The 25245-nt window shown below is 62.7% G+C and carries 21 protein-coding genes; 7 read left to right on the plus strand and 14 right to left on the minus strand.

Going from position 1 to position 25245, the window contains the following annotated elements:
* Positions 1 to 53: 53 nt before the first annotated feature.
* From JYG32_RS12270 to JYG32_RS12285, 4 genes are all read right to left on the minus strand, one after another.
* Positions 54 to 557, minus strand: a complete 504-nt coding sequence (locus JYG32_RS12270; protein ID WP_006477093.1) for an Hcp family type VI secretion system effector — start codon at positions 555 to 557, stop codon at positions 54 to 56.
* Positions 558 to 627: 70 nt separating this feature from the next.
* Positions 628 to 2118: a type VI secretion system contractile sheath large subunit gene (tssC, locus tag JYG32_RS12275; protein WP_059236457.1), complete on the minus strand. Its 1491-nt coding sequence runs from the start codon at positions 2116 to 2118 to the stop codon at positions 628 to 630.
* Positions 2119 to 2133: 15 nt separating this feature from the next.
* On the minus strand, positions 2134 to 2649 hold the full coding sequence (gene tssB, locus JYG32_RS12280) for a type VI secretion system contractile sheath small subunit (RefSeq protein WP_069619456.1): 516 nt from the start codon (positions 2647 to 2649) through the stop codon (positions 2134 to 2136).
* A gap of 32 nt (positions 2650 to 2681) precedes the next feature.
* Positions 2682 to 3317: a tetratricopeptide repeat protein gene (locus JYG32_RS12285; RefSeq protein WP_213263686.1), complete on the minus strand. Its 636-nt coding sequence runs from the start codon at positions 3315 to 3317 to the stop codon at positions 2682 to 2684.
* Positions 3318 to 3691: 374 nt separating this feature from the next.
* Between JYG32_RS12285 and tssJ the strand changes: the two genes are divergently transcribed.
* The 3 genes from tssJ to icmH all read left to right on the plus strand — a co-directional run bounded on the left by tssJ (position 3692) and on the right by icmH (position 6531).
* Positions 3692 to 4303 (plus strand): type VI secretion system lipoprotein TssJ, encoded by a 612-nt coding sequence (tssJ, locus tag JYG32_RS12290; protein ID WP_213263687.1) that lies wholly within the window; start codon positions 3692 to 3694, stop codon positions 4301 to 4303.
* Between the two features lie 102 nt (positions 4304 to 4405).
* Positions 4406 to 5752 (plus strand): type VI secretion system baseplate subunit TssK, encoded by a 1347-nt coding sequence (gene tssK / locus JYG32_RS12295; RefSeq protein WP_174379399.1) that lies wholly within the window; start codon positions 4406 to 4408, stop codon positions 5750 to 5752.
* Positions 5749 to 6531 carry a type IVB secretion system protein IcmH/DotU gene (gene icmH, locus JYG32_RS12300; RefSeq protein WP_174379398.1) on the plus strand — a complete coding sequence of 261 codons (783 nt, stop codon included), beginning with the start codon at positions 5749 to 5751 and terminating at the stop codon, positions 6529 to 6531. The genes tssK and icmH overlap by 4 nt, the downstream gene beginning before the upstream one ends.
* A 75-nt stretch (positions 6532 to 6606) precedes the next feature.
* Here icmH and JYG32_RS12305 read toward each other — a convergent pair whose 3' ends face one another.
* The 5 genes from JYG32_RS12305 to tssI form a co-directional block, all read right to left on the minus strand.
* Entirely contained in the window at positions 6607 to 6921 is a 315-nt protein-coding gene (locus tag JYG32_RS12305) for a DUF7716 domain-containing protein (RefSeq protein ID WP_174379444.1), read from the minus strand.
* Between the two features lie 166 nt (positions 6922 to 7087).
* Positions 7088 to 7426, minus strand: a complete 339-nt coding sequence (locus tag JYG32_RS12310; protein ID WP_213263688.1) for a hypothetical protein — start codon at positions 7424 to 7426, stop codon at positions 7088 to 7090.
* Positions 7427 to 7497: 71 nt separating this feature from the next.
* Positions 7498 to 7881, minus strand: coding sequence for a DUF2750 domain-containing protein (locus JYG32_RS12315; protein ID WP_213263689.1), 384 nt, complete (start codon positions 7879 to 7881; stop codon positions 7498 to 7500).
* Positions 7881 to 12443 carry an RHS repeat-associated core domain-containing protein gene (locus JYG32_RS12320; RefSeq protein WP_213263690.1) on the minus strand — a complete coding sequence of 1521 codons (4563 nt, stop codon included), beginning with the start codon at positions 12441 to 12443 and terminating at the stop codon, positions 7881 to 7883. The genes JYG32_RS12315 and JYG32_RS12320 overlap by 1 nt, the downstream gene beginning before the upstream one ends.
* A gap of 57 nt (positions 12444 to 12500) precedes the next feature.
* Positions 12501 to 15680, minus strand: a complete 3180-nt coding sequence (gene tssI / locus JYG32_RS12325) for a type VI secretion system Vgr family protein (protein WP_213263691.1) — start codon at positions 15678 to 15680, stop codon at positions 12501 to 12503.
* A gap of 372 nt (positions 15681 to 16052) precedes the next feature.
* On the opposite strand from tssI, the gene JYG32_RS12330 reads away from it, so the two are divergent.
* Entirely contained in the window at positions 16053 to 16853 is an 801-nt protein-coding gene (locus JYG32_RS12330; protein WP_174379394.1) for a transporter substrate-binding domain-containing protein, read from the plus strand.
* Positions 16854 to 16912: 59 nt separating this feature from the next.
* Here the strand turns inward: JYG32_RS12330 and JYG32_RS12335 are convergent, their stop codons facing one another.
* Positions 16913 to 17116 (minus strand): hypothetical protein, encoded by a 204-nt coding sequence (locus JYG32_RS12335; protein ID WP_174379393.1) that lies wholly within the window; start codon positions 17114 to 17116, stop codon positions 16913 to 16915.
* Between the two features lie 419 nt (positions 17117 to 17535).
* Positions 17536 to 18078: a hypothetical protein gene (locus JYG32_RS12340; RefSeq protein ID WP_213263692.1), complete on the minus strand. Its 543-nt coding sequence runs from the start codon at positions 18076 to 18078 to the stop codon at positions 17536 to 17538.
* A gap of 472 nt (positions 18079 to 18550) precedes the next feature.
* On the opposite strand from JYG32_RS12340, the gene JYG32_RS12345 reads away from it, so the two are divergent.
* The 3 genes from JYG32_RS12345 to JYG32_RS12355 all read left to right on the plus strand — a co-directional run bounded on the left by JYG32_RS12345 (position 18551) and on the right by JYG32_RS12355 (position 21082).
* A complete protein-coding gene (locus tag JYG32_RS12345) occupies positions 18551 to 19573 on the plus strand; it encodes a sensor histidine kinase (protein ID WP_433960854.1) in 1023 nt (340 codons plus the stop codon).
* A gap of 1 nt (position 19574) precedes the next feature.
* Complete coding sequence (locus JYG32_RS12350) at positions 19575 to 20309, plus strand: LytR/AlgR family response regulator transcription factor (protein ID WP_213263693.1); 735 nt, start codon at positions 19575 to 19577, stop codon at positions 20307 to 20309.
* 302 nt (positions 20310 to 20611) lie between these two features.
* Positions 20612 to 21082 carry a hypothetical protein gene (locus tag JYG32_RS12355; protein ID WP_213263694.1) on the plus strand — a complete coding sequence of 157 codons (471 nt, stop codon included), beginning with the start codon at positions 20612 to 20614 and terminating at the stop codon, positions 21080 to 21082.
* Positions 21083 to 21202: 120 nt separating this feature from the next.
* On the opposite strand, the gene JYG32_RS12360 is transcribed toward JYG32_RS12355, so the two are convergent.
* From JYG32_RS12360 to JYG32_RS12370, 3 genes are read right to left on the minus strand one after another with little or no spacing between them, the layout of a single operon-like run.
* A complete protein-coding gene (locus tag JYG32_RS12360; protein WP_083214384.1) occupies positions 21203 to 21460 on the minus strand; it encodes a PAAR domain-containing protein in 258 nt (85 codons plus the stop codon).
* Positions 21461 to 21474: 14 nt separating this feature from the next.
* Entirely contained in the window at positions 21475 to 22956 is a 1482-nt protein-coding gene (locus JYG32_RS12365; protein WP_213263695.1) for a virulence factor, read from the minus strand.
* Positions 22953 to 25136 (minus strand): T6SS effector phospholipase Tle3 domain-containing protein, encoded by a 2184-nt coding sequence (locus tag JYG32_RS12370; RefSeq protein ID WP_213265423.1) that lies wholly within the window; start codon positions 25134 to 25136, stop codon positions 22953 to 22955. Before JYG32_RS12370 ends, JYG32_RS12365 begins: the two co-directional genes overlap by 4 nt.
* Positions 25137 to 25245: the final 109 nt, after the last annotated feature.

The raw sequence follows: 25245 nt of genomic DNA on the forward strand, positions 1-25245 counted from the left end.
TGCACAGCACAAACGGCAACGGGACGCCGTGCGCCCCGTTGCCGCAACCGACCTTAGACCGCGTAGGTCTTGTCGTTCTTCGTCAGACTCCAGGCGCCCTGCGTGTTGCCGCCCTGGTTGCCGCCGATCTTCTGCTGGGTTTGCTTCCACTGCACGGCCGCGTACTTCAGCGAGAACGTCTCGAGCGGCAGACCTTCCTCGCGGACGCTCGGGGCGATGCTCGAGATGATCACGTACTTGAGCTTGACTTCCAGATACTGCACGCGCTTGCCTTCACCGTCTGCGCGCGAGAAATGGACCGTCACCTCGTCGAACGTGGTGCCGCCCGAAGCGTGCTGGTACAGCAGCGGGCTCGACGAATCGATTTCCTTCGTGAAAATCATGTCGCCGTGCTCGCAACGCGTCATCGTGTGACCGCCAGCGGTCGATGCGGTTGCCGAACGCGGCTGAACGATCGAGTGATCCCACGATTTCAGTTCGATCCAGCCCTGATGGTCTTTGTCCGCGGATTCGCCCTTCACCGCCGGACTACCAAACTGCAAGTGCATATGTAACATGGCCCTTCGACTCCCCAAAGAGGTGGTTTTAACGTCCTACCCAGGCGGCCCGCCCGGGCGATTTACTCGCTTATGAATTTGCCGGTTTGGGCAGATCAGCGACAAGTCGCAGAGAAATCGAGAGTTCGTCGAGCTGAAAGTGCGGACGCAGGAATGCGACCGAACGATACGAGCCCGGCTTGCCCGGAATCTCCGACACTTGTATGGATGCCTCGCGCAGCGGGAATTGCGCTTTCTGTTCCTGCGAGGCGTTATCGTCGAGCAGGACGTACTGCGAAATCCACCGGTTGAGGAAAGTCTCCACGTTCTGCGCCGATGCGAAGCTGCCGATCTTGTCGCGCATCATCGCCTTCAGGTAGTGCGCGACGCGCGATACCGAGAAGATGTACTGAAGCTGGGCGGACAGGACGGCGTTCGCATTCGCGCTGTCGGTGCTGTATTTCTTCGGTTTCTGCACCGACTGCGCAGCGAAGAACGCGGCGTAATCTGAGTTCTTGCAATGGACGAGCGGGATGAAGCCGAGGTCGCTCAGCTCCTTCTCGCGACGATCGGTGATCGCGATTTCGGTCGGGCACTTCAGCGCGACTTCGCCGTCGTCGGTCTTGAACGTGTGGGTCGGCAGATCCTCGACGAGGCCGCCGCCTTCGACGCCGCGGATCGCCGCGCACCAGCCGAAGTCGTCGAACGCGGCCGTCAGGCGTGCAGCGAATGCCCACGACGCGTTGCACCACAGGTACTTGTCGTGATCGGTGCCGTCGACGTCCTCGACGAAGTTGAAGTTTTCCGCGGTCTGGCCGTCCTTTGGATTGAACGGCAGGCGGCCGAGGAAGCGCGGCAGCGTCAGGCCGACGTAGCGCGAATCTTCGGCGTCGCGGAACGACTTCCACTTCGCGTATTCGACGGTATCGAACACCTTGCCGAGATCGCGCGGCTTGCCGAGGTCCGAGAACGACTCGAGGCCGAGCAGCTCGGGCGACGCCGACGCGATGAACGGCGCGTGCGCGGCCGCCGCGACGTGCGACATCTGCTCGATGAAGTACATGTCTTCCGGCTGGCGCGAGATCTCGTAATCGCCGATCAGCGCACCGAACGGCGAGCCGCCGAACGTGCCGAATTCTTCTTCGTAGACCTTCTTGAACAGCGCGCTCTGGTCGAACTCGCTCGCGCCCTTGAAATCGCGCACGAGGTCGCGCTTCGGTGCGTGCAGCGCCTTGATCTTGATCGTCTGGCCCGTATTGCTTTCCTTGACCAGGTAATCCATCCCGCGCCACGTGCTTTCGAGGCGCTGGAATTCCGGCGCGTGCATCACCGCGGAAAGCTGCGTCGAGATCAGGCGGTCGAGTTCCGCGACGCGCGCATCGATCGTGGCCGACAGGTTGTCCGACACGATCACCGTGCCGTCGAGCACCTGGTGCACGAGTTCGCCGATCAGGTCCTTCGCGCGCGCATGCTCGGAATCGGATTTCGCGACCTTGCTCTTCTCGACGATGTCGTCGAGCAGCGAGGTCCCGGCGGCGTATTCCGCGCCGCTGGCTTGGGCCGCAGCCGTTTGCTGGTTCATCTCAACACTCCGTCGTCATTCGCCGTCTTTGTCGCCGCCGGTGCCCTTGGCGAGCTCCTGCAGCTGCTGCGTGTTCTTCAGCACCTCGGACAGCAGGTCCTCGAGCTTGTCGTTGCCGGCGAGCTTGTTGCGCAGGTCGGCGAGCTTCGAGCGCGCCTCGAGCAGGCGGCGCAGCGGCTCGACCTGTTCGACGACGTCGTCCGGGCTGAAATCCGACAGCGAGCGGAACTTCAGGTCGACCGCGAACTTGCCGCCTTCCGGGCTCAGGCGGTTTTCCACCTGGAACGCGGCACGCGGCTCGATCGCCTTCATCACGTCGTCAAAGTTGTCGCGGTCGATATTGACGAACTTGCGGTCGCGCAGCTTCGGCTGCTCGATTTCGGATTGGCCCGCCAGATCGCCGACAACCCCGACGACGAACGGCAGTTCCTTCACCTCGATCGCGTCGCCCTTCTCGACCTCATAGGTCAGCTGGACGCGCGGCGGCCGTATTTTCTGCAAGCTTTTCTGAATGCTTTCTTTCTTGGCCATCGACGGCTCCCAGGTTAGTTGTGGTTTTCGCGTCAGTTGCGCAGCGCGCTGAACGGATCGGCGCCGCCCTTTTGCGGCGTGGCGGGCGGCGTCGGCGCGGTGGTCGCGGCCGCAGCTGCCTCGGTTGCCGGTGCAGCGCCGCCCTTCGGACGATGGACGATCCGGCGCGGCGGGCGCGGCTTCACGGTCTTCGTTTCAGGCGGGAACAGCGCCGATTCGCCCAGCGTGTCGCGCAACTGCTTCGCGAGCGCCTGCGCATCGGACTTCGCGTCGCCCGCGAGCGACGAATCCTGGCGCAACTCGCCGAGCGACTGCGTCGCGATCCGCAGGCCGGCGACGGCCAGCACGCTCTTCGCCTGCCGATCGGTCGCGTCGCGCTGCAGCGCTTCCTGGGCGGCGACGATCGCCTGGCCGTAGTGGTTCTGTGCGAACTGGATTTGCGCGATGCGCGACCACGGCTCCTCGCGCGTCGGGTCCGACTTCGCGAGCTGCTGGTACAGGCCGAGGGCCTTGTCCTGGTCACCCGCCTTCGCAACCGCGTCCGCATCGGCCAGCGACTTGTTGAACACCTCGGCAGTCGGCGGCACGGGAGGCTGGCTCGCACAGCCGGCGATCACGCCGCAAGCCACCACTACCCCAGACATTTTTGCGAAGAGACGGTCTTTCATCGTTATATCCACCGGCGCGTGAGTTTTAAAATCGTTGAGAATCTGGTTCTTTTGCTTTGCAAGAAGCGCGCGGGTATAGTACCGATCAATTTTTCATAATTCAATCGTCGTGTGAAGAGTAATTCCTTTTAAAACCGGGCGCTACCCCCTCCAATGGCCTCTCGCTGCGGGCTCGCAGCGGTTTTTCCTTCGGCTGGAATGCGCAAGTTTTACTGGTCGCGCGACGCGCCGCCCGGGCGGCGGAAAAAATTTCCGGGCGCTTGCCGCGACGCAGGCGTGCTTAATAGTTGAACGGTGCAATGTCGGGCATACGCGGCAAACGCGAAAATACCCGGCAGTTTTGACAGGGATAAAGGCGGCACGCCGGAAACACGATGAGATCGTCCATGATTCGCTACGCGCTGCCGCTGGTTGCCTGCGCCCTTCTGGCCGGATGCGCGGCCGCCCCGCTGCTCGGCTCGGCCGCGAGCGCCGTGTTGCAGGCCGCCGGCGTCGGCAAGCCCGACCTGCCGGACGCGCAGAAGCCGCCGCGCAACCTCGGGATCACGCTCGCTGCCGCGCCGAACCTGAATGCCGCGACCGACAACAAGCCGCTCGCGCTCGTCGTGCGGCTCTACACGCTGAAAGATCCGACGTCGTTCCAGCAGGCGCCGTTCGACGCGTTCACCGATCCGACCAAGGAGAAGGCCGCGCTCGGCGCCGACCTGCTGAATGTGCGCGAAATCACGCTGATTCCGGGCCAGCGCTATACGGCGACCGAGAGAGTCTCGCGCGAAGCTCAGGCATTCGGCATCGTCGCGCTGTTCCGCGATCCCGCACTACAACGATGGAAACTGACGTTCGATCCGGTGAAGTCGGAGAAATCCGGCATAATCATCGGCCTGCATAATTGCGCGATGACGGTCACCGATGGCACCGTCATTGCACCGCAACAGGGTGCGCCTTCACAACCGCTGAATATGCTGTCTTCGGTCTCCTGCGGTTAAGCATGACGCACGAATGTCAATTAACAAGAGTTAACAATTGGCGATTTAATTCGGGCACGAACAAATCGATTACATCGCAACGCCACATTAACCGGATTTGACATGAGTTATTCGGCCAAGGTGCTGTGGGGGGAAGGGCTGTTCCTCCGGCCTCAACACTTTCAGCGACAGGACGCCTACCACGAGGCGCGCCTGTTCGAGTCCATCCAGGCGATCCAGCCGTACAACTGGGGCGTGCGCTCCGTGCGCATCGACCGCGACGCACTCGGCAGCAACGTGCTGCGGGTTGCAGAACTCGCGCTCGTGTTCCCGGACGGCGCGCTGTACGCCGCGCCGCAGGCCGACGAGCTGCCGCCGCCGATCGCGCTGGACACGCTGCCCGACGGCATCAACGAATTCGTGTTCTATCTCGCGCTGCACCCGCTGCGCGAGAACGGCACCAACTACAGCGACGATCCGGCCGCCGGCTTCATGACGCGCTTCGTCAGCGAGCAGACGAGCGTCGCCGACAACTTCACCGACGCCGCCGAAGCCGACATCACGTTCCTGAAGACGCAGGTCAAGCTGATCGCGCACAGCGAGCCGCGCGACCAGTTGCTGTCGGTGCCGCTCGTGCGCGTGCGCCGCACCGCGACGTCCGGTTTCGAGATCGACGACAGCTTCGTGCCGCCGTGCCTCGCGATCGACGCGTCGCCGATCCTGCACCAGCGGCTGCGCCAGCTGGTCGACGCGCTGCAGGCGAAGGTGAACGCGCTGTACGGCTTCCACCGCGAGCCGTCGAAGAACATCATCGAGTTCCGCTCGGGCGACATCGCGTCGTTCTGGCTGCTGCACACCGCGAACGCCGCTTTCGCGACGCTCGCGCACCTGCACCAGCACGCGGCGCTGCATCCGGAGCGGCTGTTCCAGGAACTGCTGCGCCTCGCGGGCCAGCTGATGACGTTCTCGAAGGGCTATACGCTCGCCGATCTCCCCGTGTACCGCCACGACGATCCGGGCCCGAGTTTTGCGCGTCTCGACCTGATGCTGCGCGAACTGCTCGATACCGTGATCTCGACGCGCTACTTCGCGATCACGCTCGACGAGGTGCGTCCGTCGTTCCACCTCGGCCGCCTCGATTCGGGCAAGATCGACGACAAGACCGAGTTCTACCTGGCGGTGTCCGCGGACATGCCGAGCGTCGAGCTCGTCGATGCGGTGCCGGCCCGCTTCAAGGTCGGCGCGCCCGACGACGTCGACAAGCTCGTGCTGTCGGCAATGCCCGGCGTGCGGCTGTCGTACACGCCGCAGGTGCCGCCCGCGATTCCGGTGCGGCCCGGCGCGTGCTACTTCTCGCTCGATTCGCGCGGCGCGCTGTACGAGCGCATGCTGCAGGCCCAGTCCGCGATGATCTACGCACCGACTGGCATCAATGACCTGAAATTCGAACTGATCGCGGTCACATCATGAGCTACGCGCCTTCACTGTTCGGCGACAACGCGCCGGCACCCATGCATACCCCGGCGTCGACGGACGCCGCGTTCCAGGCCCGTTCGCTGCTCGACCTGCTGTACGACGGCTTCTTCATGCTGTTCCTGCTCAAGAACGGCCGCGAGCCGGACAGCGCGAGCGAATTCAGCACGCGGATCCAGGAATTCCTGTCGGATTTCGAGCGCGGCGCGAAGAAGCTGAATATCGCCGCCGAGGATGTGTACGGCGCAAAGTTCGCGTTCTGCGCGGCCATCGACGAGATGGTGCTGTCGTCGCAGTTCAAGATTCGCGCGGACTGGGAGCGCCGGCCGCTGCAGCTCGTGCTGTTCGGCGAGCAGCTCGCGGGCGAAAAGTTCTTCCAGTATCTCGAGGAGTGCCGCGCGCAGGGTGCGGCGCGGCTGCAGTCGCTTGAGGTATTTCATATGTGCCTGCTGCTCGGGTTCCAGGGCAAGTATCTGCTCGAGGGGCCGGAGAAGCTGGCTTACCTGACGGCGCGGCTGGGCGACGAGATCGCGCATATGAAGGGCAAGCGCGCGCCGTTCGCGCCGCATTGGCCGTTGCCGGATCAGATTGCGCACCGGTTGAAGCGCGAGGTGCCGGTTTGGGCGATCGGGACCGTGTTCGCGCTGGTGGCGCTGCTCGGGTTCCTCGGGCTCAACACCTACCTGAAGGACAAGACGCTGCAGGCGCTCGCGCCTTATTCGCAGGTGATCAAGGTGGGCCCGGAGTCGGCTAATTTGACGATTTCGTTGCCGTAAGCAGCGCAGGTTGCTGCATGAAAACAGGACCGCCGGGCGGTCCTTTTTTTGTTTCGGCGCGCTCGTTGCGTGTTGTCAGAAAAGAATGAATGCGTCGTTTTCGACGTAGAACACGAACGCATCGAACAACTGCGCAAGCGTAGGTTCGTCGATCTGGTCATGCGCGTTGATCACGATGTCCTCGATCGTCGCGCTGTCCAAGGTGACCTGCCATCCGGGTTGGATTGCGATCGCGGGTATCGCGTCGTCCGCGCCCTTGGTATCGTCGGAGAATGCGCCCTCGGTATCGGGCGTCCACGGCGTCGGTGGAAGATAAAGCCACCCCGAGAAATCGCCAGGATGTTCGAGGATGTGTTTCAGCGCCACTGCGGTCACGAGGGTTGTCGACATGGGTATTGCGGTTGTAACTGGGGTGAATACGTCGGGGTAGTGGTGAGATCGCGGCGGATAGCCCCCTTCTCCACCGCTGACGGCGTAACAGTCGTCCACGTGCGGTTTGCTGAAGTGCTCGTGTCGACTAGCCGTGATTATGCCAACTCTGTGTCCGCGAGATTGATCAGTCGCTGTTGTCGATGATCTTCGCGGTTGACCTCCTTCGCGATCCAGCGGCCAAATGCGTCATAGAAGTACCGTGACAGACTCTGCCGCAATGTCTCGGCAACAAGTCGTCGTCTCGAACCTCCTTCAAGGCCTGCTCCAAAAAGGGACGTGCCTCCATCGACCGTGACGTTTCAAATAGAAGATCGCCCAAGCACACTAATCCTTGAACGAACGCCAACTGGTCGGGCTCGTGCACGGCATCCACAATCACTTGGCGCAAAGTGGCTTCACCGCGGTCAATAGCCCCTCTATCCAGAAGCATCAGCGCTTTCTGAAATTGTTGACGAGCTGTCACGTTGACATCCTTAATTTAGCAACCTGAACCGTACCGCCCAGCGAAATTCCGTGACGATCTCCTCGACAGCATTACTCGTATTGCTCGAGTTCCCGTCTGATCAACTTATCGAGGTCCATCGGCGGCAGGAGTGTCCCGCGATCACTCGGTGTCGCAAAGACAGCACAAATCCTGTGATCGTTCGCCATCCCTGGTAGCCATCGCCCTAGAAACTCGTCTAGTGCGATTTCCTTTGGATAAAATCCTTGCCATTCATCGGTTGCGCATAGCTTTGCGAACGCCTCTTCGGGCCAGAAAGGCACTACTGTCGCAGTGCCAGCGGAGGCTGTGGCCCATCCCTTGTCGAATAGGCTCCAGACAACTTCGAAGTCGGCGACCTTGCGGACGAAATATTCGCATCGGGACTGCGCATCGAGTCGCAACACGTTCTCTATCTTCTTTGGATGTGCTGTCATCAATAGCCTCCGATTTGGTGCTGAGTCTTATGCAGGTCGGCGTCTTGCAACTCAGAGTGCCTGTAGCAATAACCATCCTTTGCTTCGGTCTCCCGGCCATGAGCGAGTTCCTTACCGGGCGTCCGAGAGTTTCGTGAGTTACCTGGTAGCCGAACTGACGTGCGATTGCCGGTAGCTATGTGCCTCAATTCATTCCGGACCCAACCTCTAACCCAACTCGGTTGCAACGGATCGTCAGCTAGGGCCTTCAATCTTTCCTGCTTGTTTGATCGCCCGTGTGATCCATCACAGCAAAGCGGGCACAAGAGCTTCGACGCAAGGCCAAGCGGGTCCGTCCACGTGACAGGATTTTCCGCATATTGGAAAGCGTTGGTGCCCCCGGCCAGTCCGATCGGATCCTTACTAACAAAGCGGCCCGACGTCGGATCGTAGTACCTGTGCCGGTTGTAGTGCAGCCCCGTCTCCTCATCGACTTGCTGCCCCTGGAATCGCAACGGATTCCTCGGCACGATCCCGGCGGCCTTCGACGACCGCATGATCACTTCCCGCGCTTCACCCCAGGCCTTGTACGAAGCCTCCCACACTACGTCCCCGTCGTCATCCGTCAGCAACTGCGGCGTACCAATCTGGTCACAGTGGTAATAGAACAGCTTGGCCTCTACCCGCCGCTCCGGCACCTTTTGCAGCGGATCGTCCTCCGGCACGTACCGGTCGGTGCTCTTCCATTCCGGCGTCGCAATTCCCCCCACCGGTTCAGCCACGTACTGCGCCAGTGGCACGAACGTCCCCGGTTCATAGATATAGTGCGTGCCACGTTCCCCATCGCTTTCAAATGCGAGCGTGTCTCCATCCCACCCGAATACAGTTCGTTCGCCGTTCACCTCTTTTGCGATTCGACGGCCGAACGCATCATAGAAATAGCGCGATTGGCTCTGCCGCGACGTCTCCGCAACGCGCGCCGCCAACAAACGATTGAACTCGTCCCATTCATATTCGTGCTCCCCCGCCGGAGTATGCTTGCTGGTCAAATTCCCCCGCACGTCGTACTCGAAATGCATCCCGGCATACGCCTTCAGCAGGTTGCCAAGTACCTTCGGTACCTCGACCGGTAGCGTATTTACCGGCCTCACCGGGCTCGATCGCGCGTGCTGTACCGTCTCCTGCCGTGCAGGATCGATAAGGTTGCTCGCCGGATCAAACGCAAACCGCTCCTTTCCTGCCGGGCTGATCGCCTCGATCAATCGTCCGACCGGGTCGTAGCGATAGTCCGCCCCGCCCTTACGGCTATCCTCGATGCGCAACAATTGCCCCGTCGTATCATAGCGATACCGCCGCTCGGACAACGGCGCCGGCGATGTCGTCCGCTGAAGGGTCTGCTGCAACACGCGGCCCGCGAGGTCATACATCGTGTGCTGCCCGACCTTGCTCGACAGCATCCGCACCGTCTCGCGATGAAGGTCATCGCGCTCGAAGTGCACGCGCTCCTCGCCATCCAGCAGCATCCCGTGCACGTGCCCGGAGCCATACATCAGCCAGTCGATCACATGACCATCCGGGCGTACGGTCCGTCGCCGATTGCCAAGTTCATCGTATTCGTGATGCCACACATAGCTGCATCGCTCGCCGAACAGATCGTACGCATGATGTTCGCGCACAAGATTGCCGACCGGATCGAAGAAGAACTGCACACGGCTGTATCGATTCACCGCGTCAATCAGCCGGCCGTTCGGGTCGTAGGCAAATCGCTCCTCGCTCTCCCCCGCGACACGCTTCAGCAGCCGGCCGTTCGCATCGACGTCGATCGACGTCACGCAACCCGCCTCATCAACCGAAACAAGGCTGCCGCTGTCCGGATCGTATTGATAGCGCGTCGACTTGCCGTCGAACCCGACTTCCTCGATCAGCCGCCCAGCCGGATCATAGTGGAACTGGTACGTCGCAAAGTTGGCATCGGTCAGCGCAGTCAGCCTGCCGAGGCGATCGTAGCGATACGCGATCGTCTGGCCCAGCGCGTCTGCGCGGCTCGCGATACGGCCAACGGCGTCGTAGCCGTATCGCGTCGAGCGATTGAGTTGATCGGTATGCCGCAACAGACGGCCTTCGGCATCGTATTGCACCTGCTCGACACCGGCAGGCGAGCGAACTTCGGTGAGCTGCCCGTTCGGGCCGTAGCGATACGCAACCACGCCGCCCGCCGCATCTTTTGTCTCGATCACGCGGCCCGTATCGTCGTAGCGCCACTCCGTCTTTTTCCCGGAGCAGTCCGTGTAGCTTGTGATCTGCCCGGCGTCGTTGTATTCAAGCGTCTTCGAGCCGCCCTTCGCATCGGTAATCTGCGTCGGCAACCCGTTGTCGTTGTATTCGTACTTCGTCGAATGCTCGAGCGGATCGATTTCCTCGACGAGGTTGCCCGCGTCGTCGTACTTGCGCTGCCACACATGCCCGTTCGGATCGACGAGCCGCACCATCTGATCCTTGTCGTCGTACGCCATCTCGACAATGCTGCCGTCCGCCCGTTCATGCCGAACGAGGTTACCGCGCGCATCGTATTCACGGCGTTCAATGCTGCCGTCCTGACGGATATGCAGCACCAGATTGTGATGCGCATCGCGCCGGAACCACTCCTGATTGCCGTCCGGATACACGATCCGGTACACATAGCCGTGAATGTTGAAGTAGTACCGCGTCATCTGACCCAGCGCGTCGGTCACGTAAGTCAGGCGGATGTTGGGATTCCATGCGAGCCGGATGTCGAGGCTGCCGTCATCCGCATATTCGCGGACGCACTTCGCGTCCGCATTGTCGTCGGCGTCCGCGCCTTCCCATTCAAGCATCATTCCGCGACCGGTGCGATCGGTATAGCGCGTCACAAGGTGACGGTGATACTGATAGGTTCGCACATTGCCGTGGCGATCGACCGCGCGCACGAGATCGCCGTTCGCGTCGTATTCGTAGCTCGCCAGCAGGTGGCGCTCGCCGCCCTTCAACACGTGCTCGATCTGTACGATCCGCCCATGCCGGTCGTGCTCGAACGCAAGCACATTGCCGTTCGCATCGATCAGGCGCACAAGGCGATCAAGTGCATCGTAGTCCAGCGTGATCGTGTTTCCGGCGCGATCTTTCTGCATCGCGAGCCGGAACGCGTCGCCGCGACGCTCGTACACATGCAGCACGGCATGGCCGTATGCGATCGTCACCCACGTATCGTCGAGTCGCGACAGCGTCAGGTTCTCCGACAGATCGTCGTGCACAGCCCCCGCCGCGAGCGCGGGATAGTCGATGCTGCGCCCCTCCGCATCGCGATAGATCCACTGACCATTCCTGATGTCGATACGCGTCGTATAGGGCGTGATCCATCGCGCACCGAATTCGCCGTCGTCATACGCAGACAGTCGGGAACGATAGGTACGCTCCCAAACGAGCGGCAGCGCACCCGGCAGGTCGAAATCCACATGCGAGAACGTCTCGTTACCGAACGCGAAATCGATCGATGCCGGCGACGACCCAAGCCCGCATGCCTTGCACGCGCTCTTCCCCGGCCCTTCGGCCGGCGCCTGCCCGTTGGTTTTCTCCAGCCCTTCCTGCTCGCGCGTCTTCTTCGCCTGACTCTTTCCGCTGGCCTTCACATCGGCGCTCTGCTCATGAAGCTTCGCGCGTGCCTTGACGCGCCCGACCGCCTCGATCAGCTGCAACACCAGCCACATCATCTTGCCTTCTTCGCTGCCGGCGAGCGAACGGATCGACGTCGCGATCTTCGGTGCCTCGGTCCGAAGGAATGTCACCGTGCCGCGAAACGGCTCGAGCCAGGCATCGGGCGCGAGCTTCGCCATCGTGCCCGCAGTCTTGTTGGCGACCTTCTTGCCGAGCGCCTTGGTGCCCTCGTACGCGAACTGGATGCCGTCACCGACCCGACTCGGGCTGTACCACGGCCGGTTGTCCGACATCTTATTCGCGAGCTGTTGCTGGCGTTTCAGATTGGCGTTGGCATCGAAGAGCTGCCCGTGCAGCGCCTTGTCCATGCCGGTCGCCAGCGCAATCATAAGCTCCTCGGATTTCGACGCGCATCCGTTGAGCAGCTCGACGAGGCCGGCCTTCAGCTTGTTGAGAAAATCCTCGATCTCGGTCGCGCAGGTCGCGTTGACATGCGTGACCAGCACGGAGATGATCGCCGCGCCGAGATTGTTGCGCGTCATCAGCAATTCGTGACGAACGAGCGCGAGCAGCGGGCGCGCCGACATCCGGAACGGCGCGAGCGTCGGCGGAATCGGAATGATGCCGAGCAGGTTGATCGCGAGGCTCATGTAATCGAGCACTTGACCGCCGCGCTTCTCAACAATTTCGGCAATATCGCCAAGCGCGTCGACCATCGCCATGATGTTGCCGACGATCGGCACGGCACCGGCAAACGTCTTCACGTCCTCGAACGTGATGTGGTTGCCGCTGATCCGGCGCAACCATGCGTCGAAGCGGTTGCCGACTGCGGCGACGTCCTTGGGCGAAACATCACTGAGCCAGGTAACGGCCTGTTCCTTCTCGGCGCCCGGTGGTAGTTGTTGTGCCATGTCGTTTTTCGTTCAAATCGCGATTTAGTTGTTCTTGACGGCTGACGCGCCGCCCTCTCAGGATTTCAGCGGTCCGCCGAACCCGCTCGTCGGCAGCTTCATGCCCGTCACGCCCGCAGCCGACGCCACTGTCGCCGCGCCCTTGCCCGCGATCCCGGAGACACCGGGCAATGCACCCTGCAGCGCTCCGGATGCCGCATTCGCAGCCGGCGCGGCCAGCGCCGCGAGCCCGCCTTGCCGTGCTGCCTGCACCATTCCGGCCACCTGCTTCGCGGCGCTGCCCAGGCTCGAGCCCGCCTGCAACGCTGAGGCCACGCCCGCACCGCCGAGCGCACTCGCCGCAGCCGGCAACGCGGAACTCGCCAGCCCGCCCAGCGCAGCGCCCGCCCCGCCGCCGCTCGCGAGTCCCATGGCAGCCGTCGCCGCGGCAGGCGCCATCCCCTGCAACTGGCTAGCAAGCTGCCCCGTTGCCGCGGACTGCGCAGCCTCGGGCGAAGGCGTGAGGGGCTCGGCCGGCCACTTCGCCTGCTTGAAGTAGTTCGCCGGCTGATCCGACTCGCGCGGGTCCTTCCCGAACTCGACGCGCACCGCGCCGGGCGGCAAGCCGCTCACGACCGTATGGCCGCTATTGTCGAGCGCGCCCTTCTTCAGTACCGCTCCGTTCACGTCTTTCACCGTGAACAACCCGCCCTTGACCGCCTCGCCGTTCACGTACTTGTGCAACAACTCCAACTGCCCCGGCTGATCCGGCCGCGGACTCGGCAGCGGATACCCCATGCTCGCCGGCCCCGCGAACGTATGCGACGCCCCCTTCACATCCACCGCACCCGGCGTATGAATCTCGATGTTCCCGCCCTGGATCCGGATATACCCACCGCCGCTCGTCAGCAGAATTCCCTGATCGGCCGCGATCTCGATCCGGTCAGTCGCCGACACGATCTTCACCGCCTTCTGCGCAGTCACCTCGACGTTGTCCGACTGCGCCTGGATCTCGACCTTGCCCTTGCCCGCGAACAGCTTCATCCCCGCGTTCTGCGCGAACAGGCTCAGCTTCTGCCCGATGCTCGCCAGCAGCGACTTGCCTGCCGCAACATGCACGCTCTGCCCGCTCGCGACGTTCACATGATCGTTCGCGACCACGTGCACCGACTGCTGCGTCGACATCCCGATTCCCGACGGGCTGCCGAACAGCATCACCGGTTCCTTGAACGCGTTCGCGTTGCCGGTGCCGCCGCCGGCCGTGCGCCCGCCGGACGCGCTACCCGATGCGCTGTCCTGCGTCGCGTCGGTGAACGCACGCATCGTGTCCTGCGCGTCCTTCAGGCTTTCCGCCTGATGCTGCTCGCTCACGCCCGACAGGGCCTCGATAAGGCTCTCGCCCGTCACGAGCTGCTGCTGCGCTTCCTTCACGTCGAGCGGCTGGCTGTTCGCCGACTTCGGATGCGTGGTCACGTACAGGCCCTGGCTCGCCCGCACCGCGCCATACGCATCCGAGCGCAAGTCGAACCCGCTGCCGAGATACGAGCCGCGCGAATTGCCGCTCTGGTCGATGATGTAGCCGAGATGCAGCAGGCTGTTCGCGCTGCTGCTCATTAATTGGACGCGGTTCTGCCCGGTCGCGTCGTCCATCACGAGCTGGTTGTAGCCGCCGCCCGAATACTCTTTCGACCGATATCCGGACAGGATCCCGTCGGTATGCCACTGCGGCTGGTTCGCGCCGTTGTACACGCGCCCGACCGCAAGCGGCCGGTCGCAGTCGCCGCCGACGTAGTCGATCAGCACTTCCTCGCCGATGCGCGGCACGTGCACGCCGCCGTAGCCGCCCCCCGTATCCGACTGCACGACGCGCACCCAGCACGACGCGTTCTCGTTGCCCGGATTCAGGCGGTCCCACACGAACTGCACGCGAATCCGGTTCAACGCGTCGGTATAGACTTCCTCGCCCTGCGGCCCGACAACGATCGCCGTCTCGAGGTGCATCTCCGGCTTGCGATGCTCGAACGGGCTGCGATACGGCACGCTCGCGCGTTGCGCTTCGACTTCGACGAGATAAAAGCCGGCCGACCCATCATCGTGCGGCACGCGAAACGCGGGATCGGCGCCGTAACCTTCCTGTGCCTGCGTCAATGCCTCGCGCAGGCTGTATGGAAAGTCCGCGCTGTCGATCGCGACGGGCAGGTTGTTCTCGATCCACCACACCACCGCTATCGCGGCGAATTCGCGCTGATCGGCGGGATCGAGATCGTGCTCGGGATGGTCGGCCAGCGTGAAGCGTCGGCCCGCATCGATCGCGCGCACGCCGCCCGCGCCATGGAAGCGCTTTGCCTGCGACTCCCATTCCTCCATCCTGACCTTCGTCAGATGGTCGCCGCGCGTCTGGTCCAGATACGTATAAGCGCCCGTGTACTCGTAGACTTCGAGCTGGTCGGGCAACTCGCCCTGGCCGCCCATCGTCGGCAACGACGTGCCTTTCGGGTTCGCCGGCTGCGAAGGATTCTTGTAGTCGAACGTGCGCGTCGATCGCGTGACGCTCTGCAGCGTACGCGTGCCCGACCATTGCGTGAACGCGTCGGCCTCGCTGGCCGCGCCGCCGTGATAGAAGCGCACGGCCTCCGGCGACAACGGCGCGAACGCCTGAAGGTTGTCGGTGATCACGAGCGTATGCGACTTCCCGTCGTCGGCCTGCTGCCATGCACAGTAGAGCCCTTCGTTCTCCATGAGCCGATGCACGAAATGCCAGTCGGTGTCGTGTTGGCGCGTGTACGAACGGTTCGGCAGCGGCTTCGACAGCGCGAAGCGAAAATGGCCCTGCGCCTGCGGATGCTTGTTCAGCACGTCGGAGATGATCTGGTCGACGGTCGTGTCGCTCCAGAGCCGCTGATCGCGGCGGAACTTCAGGAAATGCGTGAAATCGGCGAACACAAGCTGATAGGTCGTAAGCCCGCCGTCGGCACCCAGCCGGCGCGCGGTATGCACGTACCCGTTGATCGGTCGGTAGCTGCGATCGCCCTGCTGGATCCACAACGTGACGGGCTGCGCGATCAGCCTTTTTAGTTCCAGATCGCTGTCCGTCGACAACACGTCGAGCGTGAACTCGTACGCGCGCCCGATGCGCGAACGGCCGACCGCCCGCTGCACGGTCAGGACATTGGCCCCCAACGGCGTATCGAGCTTCAGCAGCCGGTCCTGCTGAAGCAACCCGCCGCGCAGTGCGGCAATTGTGTTCTGCATGTTCATGGCAACGGCCTTTTCTTCTTTTGACGCGCCCTCGGATGGCGCGAGCACTGGACTTCGCTCGCGCGATTTTACAGACGAATTACGGCACGAACCCGAAATATGACCTGATTTAAAAGAGCATTTCAGGTGCAATCGGAAAATGTCCGAGCGGGACCGCTCACCGAATTGCTCGCCCTCAGCCGGATCGATCCCTGTCCACGCCACCGGAACTCTGCCGCCTTCCCCCGCATGAAATCGATCGCAATCAGGGCCAATTCGACTTTCGGCGCGGCGCGGTTGCGAGTAGTGTCTACGTGCCCGTGTTGCGGCCCACCGGGCCCGGCCGGCGCCCGGCGCTCGCCACAACACCATACTGAACACTGGAGATCTGAGATGAAACGTTCGAAGTTCCTGCTGTCAGGCCTGCTGCTCGCGTCGGCCCTCGGCTTCACGGCCGTCGCCGCGCACGCGGACGACCTGCTCGATTCCGTGAAGAAAGCCGGCGTGCTGCGCGTCGGCCTCGAAGGCACGTATCCGCCGTTCAACTCGCGCGGCACGTCGGGCCAGCTCGAGGGTTTCGACGTCGACATCGCGAACGCGGTCGCCGGCAAGCTCGGAGTGAAGACGCAATTCATCCCGACCGAATGGAGCGGCATCATCGCGGGCCTGCAGGCCGGCAAGTTCGACGTGATCGTCAACCAGGTCACGATCACGCCGCAGCGCAAGGAAGCGCTCGACTTCAGCCAGCCGTACACGTACTCGGCCGCGCAATTGATCCAGCGCAAGGACGACACCCGCAACTTCAAGTCGCTCGACGATTTCAAGGGCAAGAAGCTCGGCGTGACGCTCGGCACCAACTACGACCAGATGGCGCGCACCGTGCCGGGCATCGAGGTGCAGACGTATCCGGGCGCGCCTGAGAAGCTGCGCGACCTCGCCGCGGGCCGGATCGAGGCGACGCTCGACGATCGCCTGATGCTGCCGTACATGATCAAGACGTCGAACCTGCCGCTGCGCGCGGGCGCGGTGCTGAACGGCGGCAAGCAGGAAATGGCGATCCCGTTCCGCAAGGGCAACCCGAAGTTCGAGAAGGCGATCAACGACGCGCTGGCTTCGCTGCAAAAGGACGGCACGCTGAAGAAGATCTCGATGCACTGGTTCGGCAGCGACGTGACGGTGCCGGTCGCGCAGTAAGCGGCTCGGCGTTTCAACGCGTCACGCCCTTTGCCTCGATGAAGGCGTGACGCTTCCTCTCAGGCCGCTTCGTCGAAGCGCGCCAGCAGCATCTGGCCGATCGGCGTCAGCGCCGGGCGCGCCGCCACCGTGCTCATGCGCACCTGCGTATCGACGACCAGCCGCTTTTCGACCAGCACGGCGAAGGCCGGATTCGATTGATCGACGCTGTCCGGCGTACGTGCAATGCGCAGCAGCATCGAGAATTCATGCGGACTCAGCATGGTCCTGTCTCCTGATCGTCCGCGATCCGGTTCGAATCGGCGTCGATCCTGTTTTCGAATGAAATGGTGGGATGCATGAACGGTGCGCCACCGGGAGCGAGATCCCGGTGGCCCGCCTGCGACGCGGGCACGTCGTCGGAAGCAGGTTGCGCACGCCCCGGTTCCGGCGATGGCGCCGCGACGGGAACGTGCAACCTTATGGGCGCATCGTGACGCGACCGTGACAGCAAAACGGGGGCACAACATCGCGCGTCACACGCGCGTTCGGCTCGATGCCGATCCGGTTGCCGATGATGAACTGCCTCGCGTTCGTGGCCGCCAGCCGCCCGCTTTCCCGCTTTCCCGCTTTCCCGCTTTCCCGCTTTCCCGCTTTCCCGCTTTCCCGCTTTCCCGCTTTCCCGCTCTCCGTTTCGCGCCCGTCAGCGCGGATCGATCGAATACGGGATGCCGCTACGCGCCGATTCACCCGCATGGCGCATGCAGCGCACGACCACGTTCACCGCACGACCGAGCGGCATCCCGACGAGTACGCCCCACACCGCGAACGACAGCATCACGAAGCCGCTCGCCGCCGCCCACGGCTCGCGTGCGGCGACCGCATAATGCATGCAGGTTTCGGCGACGAAGGTCAGCATCAGCGTGACGAGCAGGCTCGCATCGCCGGGCAGGCGCACGCGCATGCCCGACGGCGTCGCACGGTACGCGAGCCGCCAGCGGCTCGCATGCAGCCAGCCCAGCGCCGCGCCGGTCAGGACAGCAGCCAGCGCGATCGCATTCACGTCGATGCCGGCGTTCGGAAAGCGTCCGTTCAGGCTGACGATGCCGAGCATCCCGAACGCGACGGGCGAGATCAGCGGTCGTGCCGCCGGCACCTCGCGCGGAAAACAGCGTTTGATGCCGATGTAGAGCAGCACGCAGAACATCACGTACACGTAAGGCTTCAGGTGAAAGAGCGCGGACATGGTCGGAGTCGCCTGATCGGAGTGGACACGGTTACACCGTACTGCCCGGTCCGTTCCGGCGGCGCGGCTTGCGACGGGAAGCAGGAATTCGCGGACGAATCGCGCATCGTGGCGACGGTCGTTCGGCAAGCCGGGAAGATTCGCGCATCATCGAATCCGGCAGCCGACAACATCTGAAAGGCCCCGCTTCGACGACTGATCGGCGTTTCGTGCGCGGCGCGAAACCGGCGCCGCCCGATGTCCTTCCGCAACGCGTTCCACTACACTCGTGACGGAAACCGGCCAACCGTCGGCGACCGATGCACTTCGTCGAAGCCGTGTGCCGTTCGTCGCAACTCGCGCACGGTCGGCGCATCCGGCGGTAAGGTCAGGCCATACGCGCATCACGCACCCACCCTCACCCGACATCATGCGAGCCACGCCCGACACTTCGCCGATTCCGCCGCCGCCTGCCGGCCGCGCGCCGCGATGGCTGCGCGATCCGATGGCGCTGCTCGGGTTTGCGTGCTTCAACTCGGTCGTCGGCCTGGGCTTCTGGGTCATCCATTTCGACGAACCTGTTGTCCCCTATCTCGTCGTCGCCAACGCCATCGGCTTCTGCGCGCTGCTGTTGAGTATTGCCGCCAACCGGCTGCTGCCACGCGTATCGGGGCTCGCGCTGAAGGCCGTCGTGATCGCGCCGGTCAGCGTCTTCGCCGGTTTCGAGATCGCGGCGGCAATCGTCGGCGGGAAGGTGCCGCATGTGTTCGGTGCGGCACGGATCGTCACGTGGGACAACTACGGGCCGTCGTTCCTCGTGTCGGCCACCCTGTTCGTGTGCGTGTCGCTGTTCCTGCAGTCCATGCGCATGCGCGCGACGCTCGAAACCGAGCGCCGCGAGGCCGCCGAAGCGCGCCAGGCCGAGACGGCCGCACGCCTGGCGCTGCTGCAGGCTCAGATCGAGCCGCATTTCCTGTTCAATACGCTCGCGAACGTGCAGAGCCTGATCGAGCGCGATCCGGCGCGCGCAACGACGATGCTCGACAGCCTGAACCGTTACCTGCGTGCGAGCCTCCGACGCACGCGCAATGCGACGTCGACGCTCGGCGAGGAGCTCGAACTCGTCGAGGCATTGCTGAAAATCGCGTCGATCCGGCTCGACGAGCGGCTGTCGTATGCGATCGACGTGCCGGCGGATCTGCACACGTTGCCGTTCTCGCCGCTGCTGCTGCAGCCGCTCGTCGAGAATGCGTTGCTGCACGGGATCGAGCCGTCGATCGACGGCGGCGTGATCGTCGTTCGCGGAAGGATGCGAGGCGACATGCTCGAATTGAATGTGATCGACACCGGCGTCGGTCTCGGCAACGGCGACACGCGCCTGCATGGCGGCGTCGGGCTCGTCAACGTCGCTGCGCGCATCAGGACGCTGCATGGCGAGCGCGGCCGCGTCACCGTCGACACGAATGCCGGCGCCGCGCATGGCGTCACCGCCACCCTGCTGATTCCGATCGACTGACATGCCGACCGCCCTTATCGCCGACGATGAACCGAACCTGTCCGCATCGCTCGCGCAGCGGCTGCGACAACTCTGGTCAGAACTGCAGATCGTCGCGATGCCGCGAAACGGCATCGAAACGCTGGCCGCGTTGAATGCGTCGCCGCGCCCGGACATCGCGTTTCTCGACATCCGGATGCCTGGCATCGACGGGTTGAAGCTCGCTGCGCTGGTGCCCGACGTGCATGTGGTGTTCGTCACGGCCTACGACGAATATGCGGTCGACGCGTTCGATCGCGCGGCGGTCGACTACCTGCTGAAACCGGTGACGGACGAACGGCTGTTGCGCTGTATCGCGAAGCTTCAGCGTGGCGGGCCGGCCGTCGCGCACGCCGATGCGCTCGCGCAGGCGGCGCAATCGCGAGACGCCGCGCCGATCCGCTGGCTGACCGTGGGCGTCAAGGATGCGACGCGACTCGTATCGGTCGACGACGTGCTGTATTTCCAGGCATCGGACAAGTACACGGAAGTCGTCACGGCCGGCGATCGGCTCGTGATTCGCACGCCGCTGAAGGAGCTGATGCAGCGGCTCGATCCGGAGCGGTTCGCGCAGGTGCACCGCGGCGTGATCGTCGCGTATGCGGCGATCGATCGCGTCGAGCGGGACCTGCTGGGACGGTTGCGGATTCGCGTGCGCGGGCAGCGGGAAATGCTGCCGGTCAGTCGCGCGTATGCGGGGTTGTTCAGGCAGATGTGATCGATGTTTGCTTGCGGCCCGCGCAACAGGATGACGGTCCGACAGAGAGTGGATGACACGTTGGCAAACCGCATCGCATTCGACACAATGACGCGAACACGTTGCGCTCGACTGCATCGCATCGATGCCGACACGACACTCCCCCGACAAGCTGGTCATGAAAACAATACGTGGAATCGCAACATGCGTGGTTGCAGCGCTCGTGAGCGGCTGCGTCGCTCCCACCTAATCTCATCGGCGAGGGCACCGCGGGCATCGCACCGACAAAAGCGGACGCGATCCTGATCGTCGTGGACGGCAAAATGTTCGACGCGCCGGCATTCGGCAGCGAAGGTCGCGCCTATCTCGCCGGACTGGGCGAAGGCGTCCGGGACGCGCTGGCCGGTGTGCCGACGAAAGTCGTCGAACTGGACGTGATGAAGTTCGTGAATCCGGTACCGTCGGCACTGCAGGCGATGCGACCGAGTCACACGATCCGCCTGTTCACGGAGTCCGACATGGTGCGTTACGGCACGCCCATCAGCGCGACGTGGCAGATGGAGGTGTCGAACGTGACGTCAGCCACCGTCCCGGCGACCAACGACAAGCCGGCCGGTACCCGTTACACGATCAAGCCGATCTACAGGGCGCGCGCCGATGGGGAGAAGTGTCTCGATTCGGACAGTCTCGCGAAGAAATGCGGCGCGGCGATGGGGGAGATGTTCGGCGATACGTTGCGTGCGGCGCATGTGATGCAGATCGGGGCGGGGACGCCCGCTCAACCGGCCGACTGAAAACCGGCCTGGAAACGACGAAGGGCTACGCAAGCATCGCGTAGCCCTTCGTTGGACAGCGTGGCGGGTACCAGCCTCGAACCCTTCGTCACCGCAGCGCGATTGTCCGGACAGTACGAGTTACGAGCGCCCTGACGTCGGCAACGAAGAAATCAGAACGGCGCCGCATGACGTCTTGTGGCCTTCAAATGCCGCATGCGCACCCTCGATGTCGAACTGCCCATCCCCCTCGACGACAACGCACGGACCATGTAGCGGACACGTGCAGCGGTCACCGACACGCGCAGGCGCGCGCCCCATGACATCGCTGTTTGCCGCGCCCGTCTCGACATAGCCACCGTGACTATGGACGTCGCCCACTCGAATGATCCCTCGCATGGTCGGCCATCCGATCAGTAGGAATAGCCCTGCATGCCGTAGTCCGTGTCGTGACGACGGCCCCACCACGGCAGATAGGCGTTGTTCTCGCCCCGCGCGCGGAACCAGTCCTTGTCCGGATCGATCGGCGTGATTTTCGACGGCGGCACGATCACTACGGCCGTCGGGTGCTGCGCATCCGTCGTCCCCGCCACCAGCACCTTCTCGCCAAGGTGATTCGCGCGCCCGATCGCCAGCACGACGTCTGTCAACGCCGTACCCGCTCCCATCGGGCCCAGCAACGCCGGTGTATTGAACGTCTGCTTGCTGAAGTTGTAGTCCGGCAGCACTTCGGTCAACGTCTGCGACAGTGCACCGATCCGTTCCGACGCCGCTTCGCCGCCGCGCCCAGCGTCATGCACCACGAAATTCAACGACGGCACTGTCACGCCCGCGTTGCGGGCAGCACTGTCGATGGCGGCTTTCCATGCCTGCACCGTGCGCGTGGTGCCGGCCTTCGCCTCGAAGTCCCTGACGTTGCCCGTCGCCGCGCGACCGATCCATGCAAGCGGCTCACGCTCCGTCTTGAAATTCGGCCCGACCAGAAACAGCACCACCATGTTCTCGTTGATCTGCGCGTCCTTCGGCGGGAAGCTCGGCGCGTCCCAGTTCATGACCCATGCGCTCTTGTCCGGGTTCGCCTGCAGGTAATCCAGCGCGCGGTTCAGCGACGTGAAACCGGCGTTCGCTCCGCCTTGGTTGACGTGGACGTCGGGGGGGGTATCACGGCTCCAGAGATCTTTGGCTGAGGAATTTCCAATCTCATAGTTGTCGACGAATTCGCCTTGGAAGTATGTCTTCGCCTCCACAGGATCAAGTCGCTCCGGGATGGCGAACTCGACACGCATTCCAGCCAGTTCACGCCAGTCACTCCTACTCTTTGACTTGACCGTATAGAAATATTTGGCGTTCATCACATAGCGATCACCGAACAGGCCAAGCAATTTACTGACGTATTTGTGATAAAAGCCTTTGAACGTCTCAGTTCCTTGATTGCCATAGGCCACCCCTGCGACCGATTGAAGTGTCGTAAACGACTTCGGATCCGTACGGACCATGTCGTCGTTTTTGTTGGGTTTTACAAGCCCCATGGTCCACAAAACCTGCCATTCCGTTGGGTAGTCGCGCCGCTGCAACGGGTTCAGCCATTCCAGTCCGACCACCTGCGCTACGAACGGCGCGGCACTTTCGCCCGCATTCAGCACAGCGGCATCTTTCTGCTTCAGGGTAGCCGCTTGCGCGGGCGTCACCGTCATGATGGTCGACGCCACAAACGTCAGAATCGCTACCAAGGACGGCACTATCAACAGTCGCTTCATCCAATCTCCCGCGCTCAATTCACCAAGAGGCGTATGCCCGGCGAAAACACTCAAGCTGCACATGATACCCATCGTGACAATCAACACCACGATGGCAACAACCAATCTACGGGGCAAGGTTGAGATCAGTTGGCTCATACCCCCCCCCCGATTTTCAGGTAAAGCTCATTTTCACGCTCATCGACGATCTTCTCCGGACGCTTGGCCTCACTATCTTTATCTGCGACCCATTCGGACAGGAACTTTTTCTCCAACTTCCCCAACTCGAAGTACTTAGAATACTTGTGGCTTGGATGATCATCCGCCATCGCACTCCCAAATCGCCAATCCGCTTCGATCCGCAATTCGGTCAAATCCTTGGGCGACAAGTAGCACAACCCGATTGCCACGTCGTACGCCAATGCTTTCTGCGCATGGTCCGGGTTCGTCATCGTGGTCGAATGATTGGTCGGGTTGTTTAGCTTGCCGGCGTCGAGAATCTCCACCACCTGCTCGTTGTGCCACTCCTGGTAGCCTTCCGGCGCGTCGCTCTTGCCATCCTCGCCGATCACGTTGCCGTTCTCGTCCACCCACGCCTTGCGACCATCACGACGTGCACGCATTCGCAGGATCGCGTGATCTTCGTAACGCTGCGAAGCTTCACTATTGACATCACCTTTGGCAACATCGTCGGGCGACTGCGATTGGTAAGTATCGTAGGGATCATCGGATTTCTTGTCCGCCTTCTCGGCGTTCCGAGCCGCAGCGGGCGTATCGTAACCCTCGTTGAAATCGCTCTCGGCGTTACCATCCTTCACCAGGATCGGATTATGCGGATCATTACTTCGGAACGTCTGCGGCGCGAACGGCTCGTCGAGTGCTGGCGCGTTTGCGGTCACCGTCCAGTATTTCGGAGGATCCGCATTGACGGGAAACATCTTGAAACTCGATGTCACCAGCGTCACCAGGTAGAAAACCGGTGCGGAAGCCGTGGTGAAGAGCTTGGCGATCGGATTCTCGTTTCCGCTCCACGCGCGGACCAGACCAAATTTTGCCGGCGGGGAAGGCGGAAACCAGAAACCGGGTTTCGTGCCCTCCTTGCCGTGACGCCAGTCATTTTCCCAATAGCGATAGTCGCCGACTTCACCCACCTTCCAGTGCGTCGCAAACACCCGTTGCGTCAGCACGCCTTCCGCACCGATATCTATCAGTTCCTTCGACGGCTCTTTCTTGTCGTCGTCGATATACCCGAGCCCGCGCCATCCTATTCCCTGAACCGTCACGGCGGAGATTACCTGGTCGTGAGGGCAGCAATACAGCGTCACGCGACCATGGGTGTAGCCGTTCAAGCCGTGTGACTTCCGATCGGCATCGGCCGAATACGGTTTGCCTTTCTCCGATGTCCGGCAATTGCCCATCTCTCTATCGAGCTTGTCCGCGGGCATTTCGAACGCAGAGCGGGCCCGAATGATGTCGAGAAACGCGCGTAGCGTCTTTGTGCGGGCCTCATAAGTCTCGCGGCCACGCCGGTGTTTGGAATCCTTGATATCCCGTTGAGCCCACGTATCCATTCCCGTGTCGGTATTGGCGAGGCTATAGGGAGGATTCGCCAGCACATAGGCGTCGGCGACGCAGCGCCCCGTGTTGCCCCAGCGGTCGGTCACCGCCTCCAACTGGTCGCCGAAGAACGCCGCCGTCAAACCGACCATGTTCCCCTGACTGTGGCATACGATCGTGATCGGCACGTTCGCCTGCTTCTTGCGAATCGATTCCACCAGTTTGGCCAGTCGCAGCGCGGCGAGCACGCCGTAAGTACGGGGCGGGGTCCGGTACAGGGGGCGCGTCGTCGGATTCAGTGCCTGGACAGAAATCCACCCGAAGATCCGGTCGTCGAGCCCCTCGTGCCACAGATCCGGCAAGCTCGAACAGCCGTTCGCAAACGGGCCGCCGCCCCAGTAGTTCTTCTCGTTCAGAAAAATCTTGTCCCCGTATTCCTTCAACTCTTCCTTATTGGCCTTGTAGCCCCAACGGAAATGGATCACCGGAGAAAACGAAGGATCGGGCTTAATATAATTTCCAGCCCACAGCTTGGGATTCAGGAATCCGTCCGGTGTCAGACTATCCGTATATTGAACGGGACTCATCTGACCGCCGATCACGCCACTATGATTCAACTGATCATCGAGCCGCGCGAGCCGCCGGTTCAACCCCTTGCACAGACCCTCTTCCGCACCCTTGTACCATTCCCCCTCCGAGTTCACGCCGTGCACGAAAATGATCACGCCAGGCAGCGGCGGCTGCTTCACGCAAATCAGTTCGTTTTGCATATCGAAGAGCATCGGCCCCTGGCCTTCGCCGATCACGATACTTGGCGGTTCGCTCGCGCTTGCCGCAGGATTGCCACCCGCAGCCTGCGGCGCGCTGGGCGACGAGGGACCCAGCGGATTC

It is taken from the genome of Burkholderia pyrrocinia (assembly GCF_018417535.1).
Classification (GTDB): domain Bacteria; phylum Pseudomonadota; class Gammaproteobacteria; order Burkholderiales; family Burkholderiaceae; genus Burkholderia; species Burkholderia pyrrocinia_E.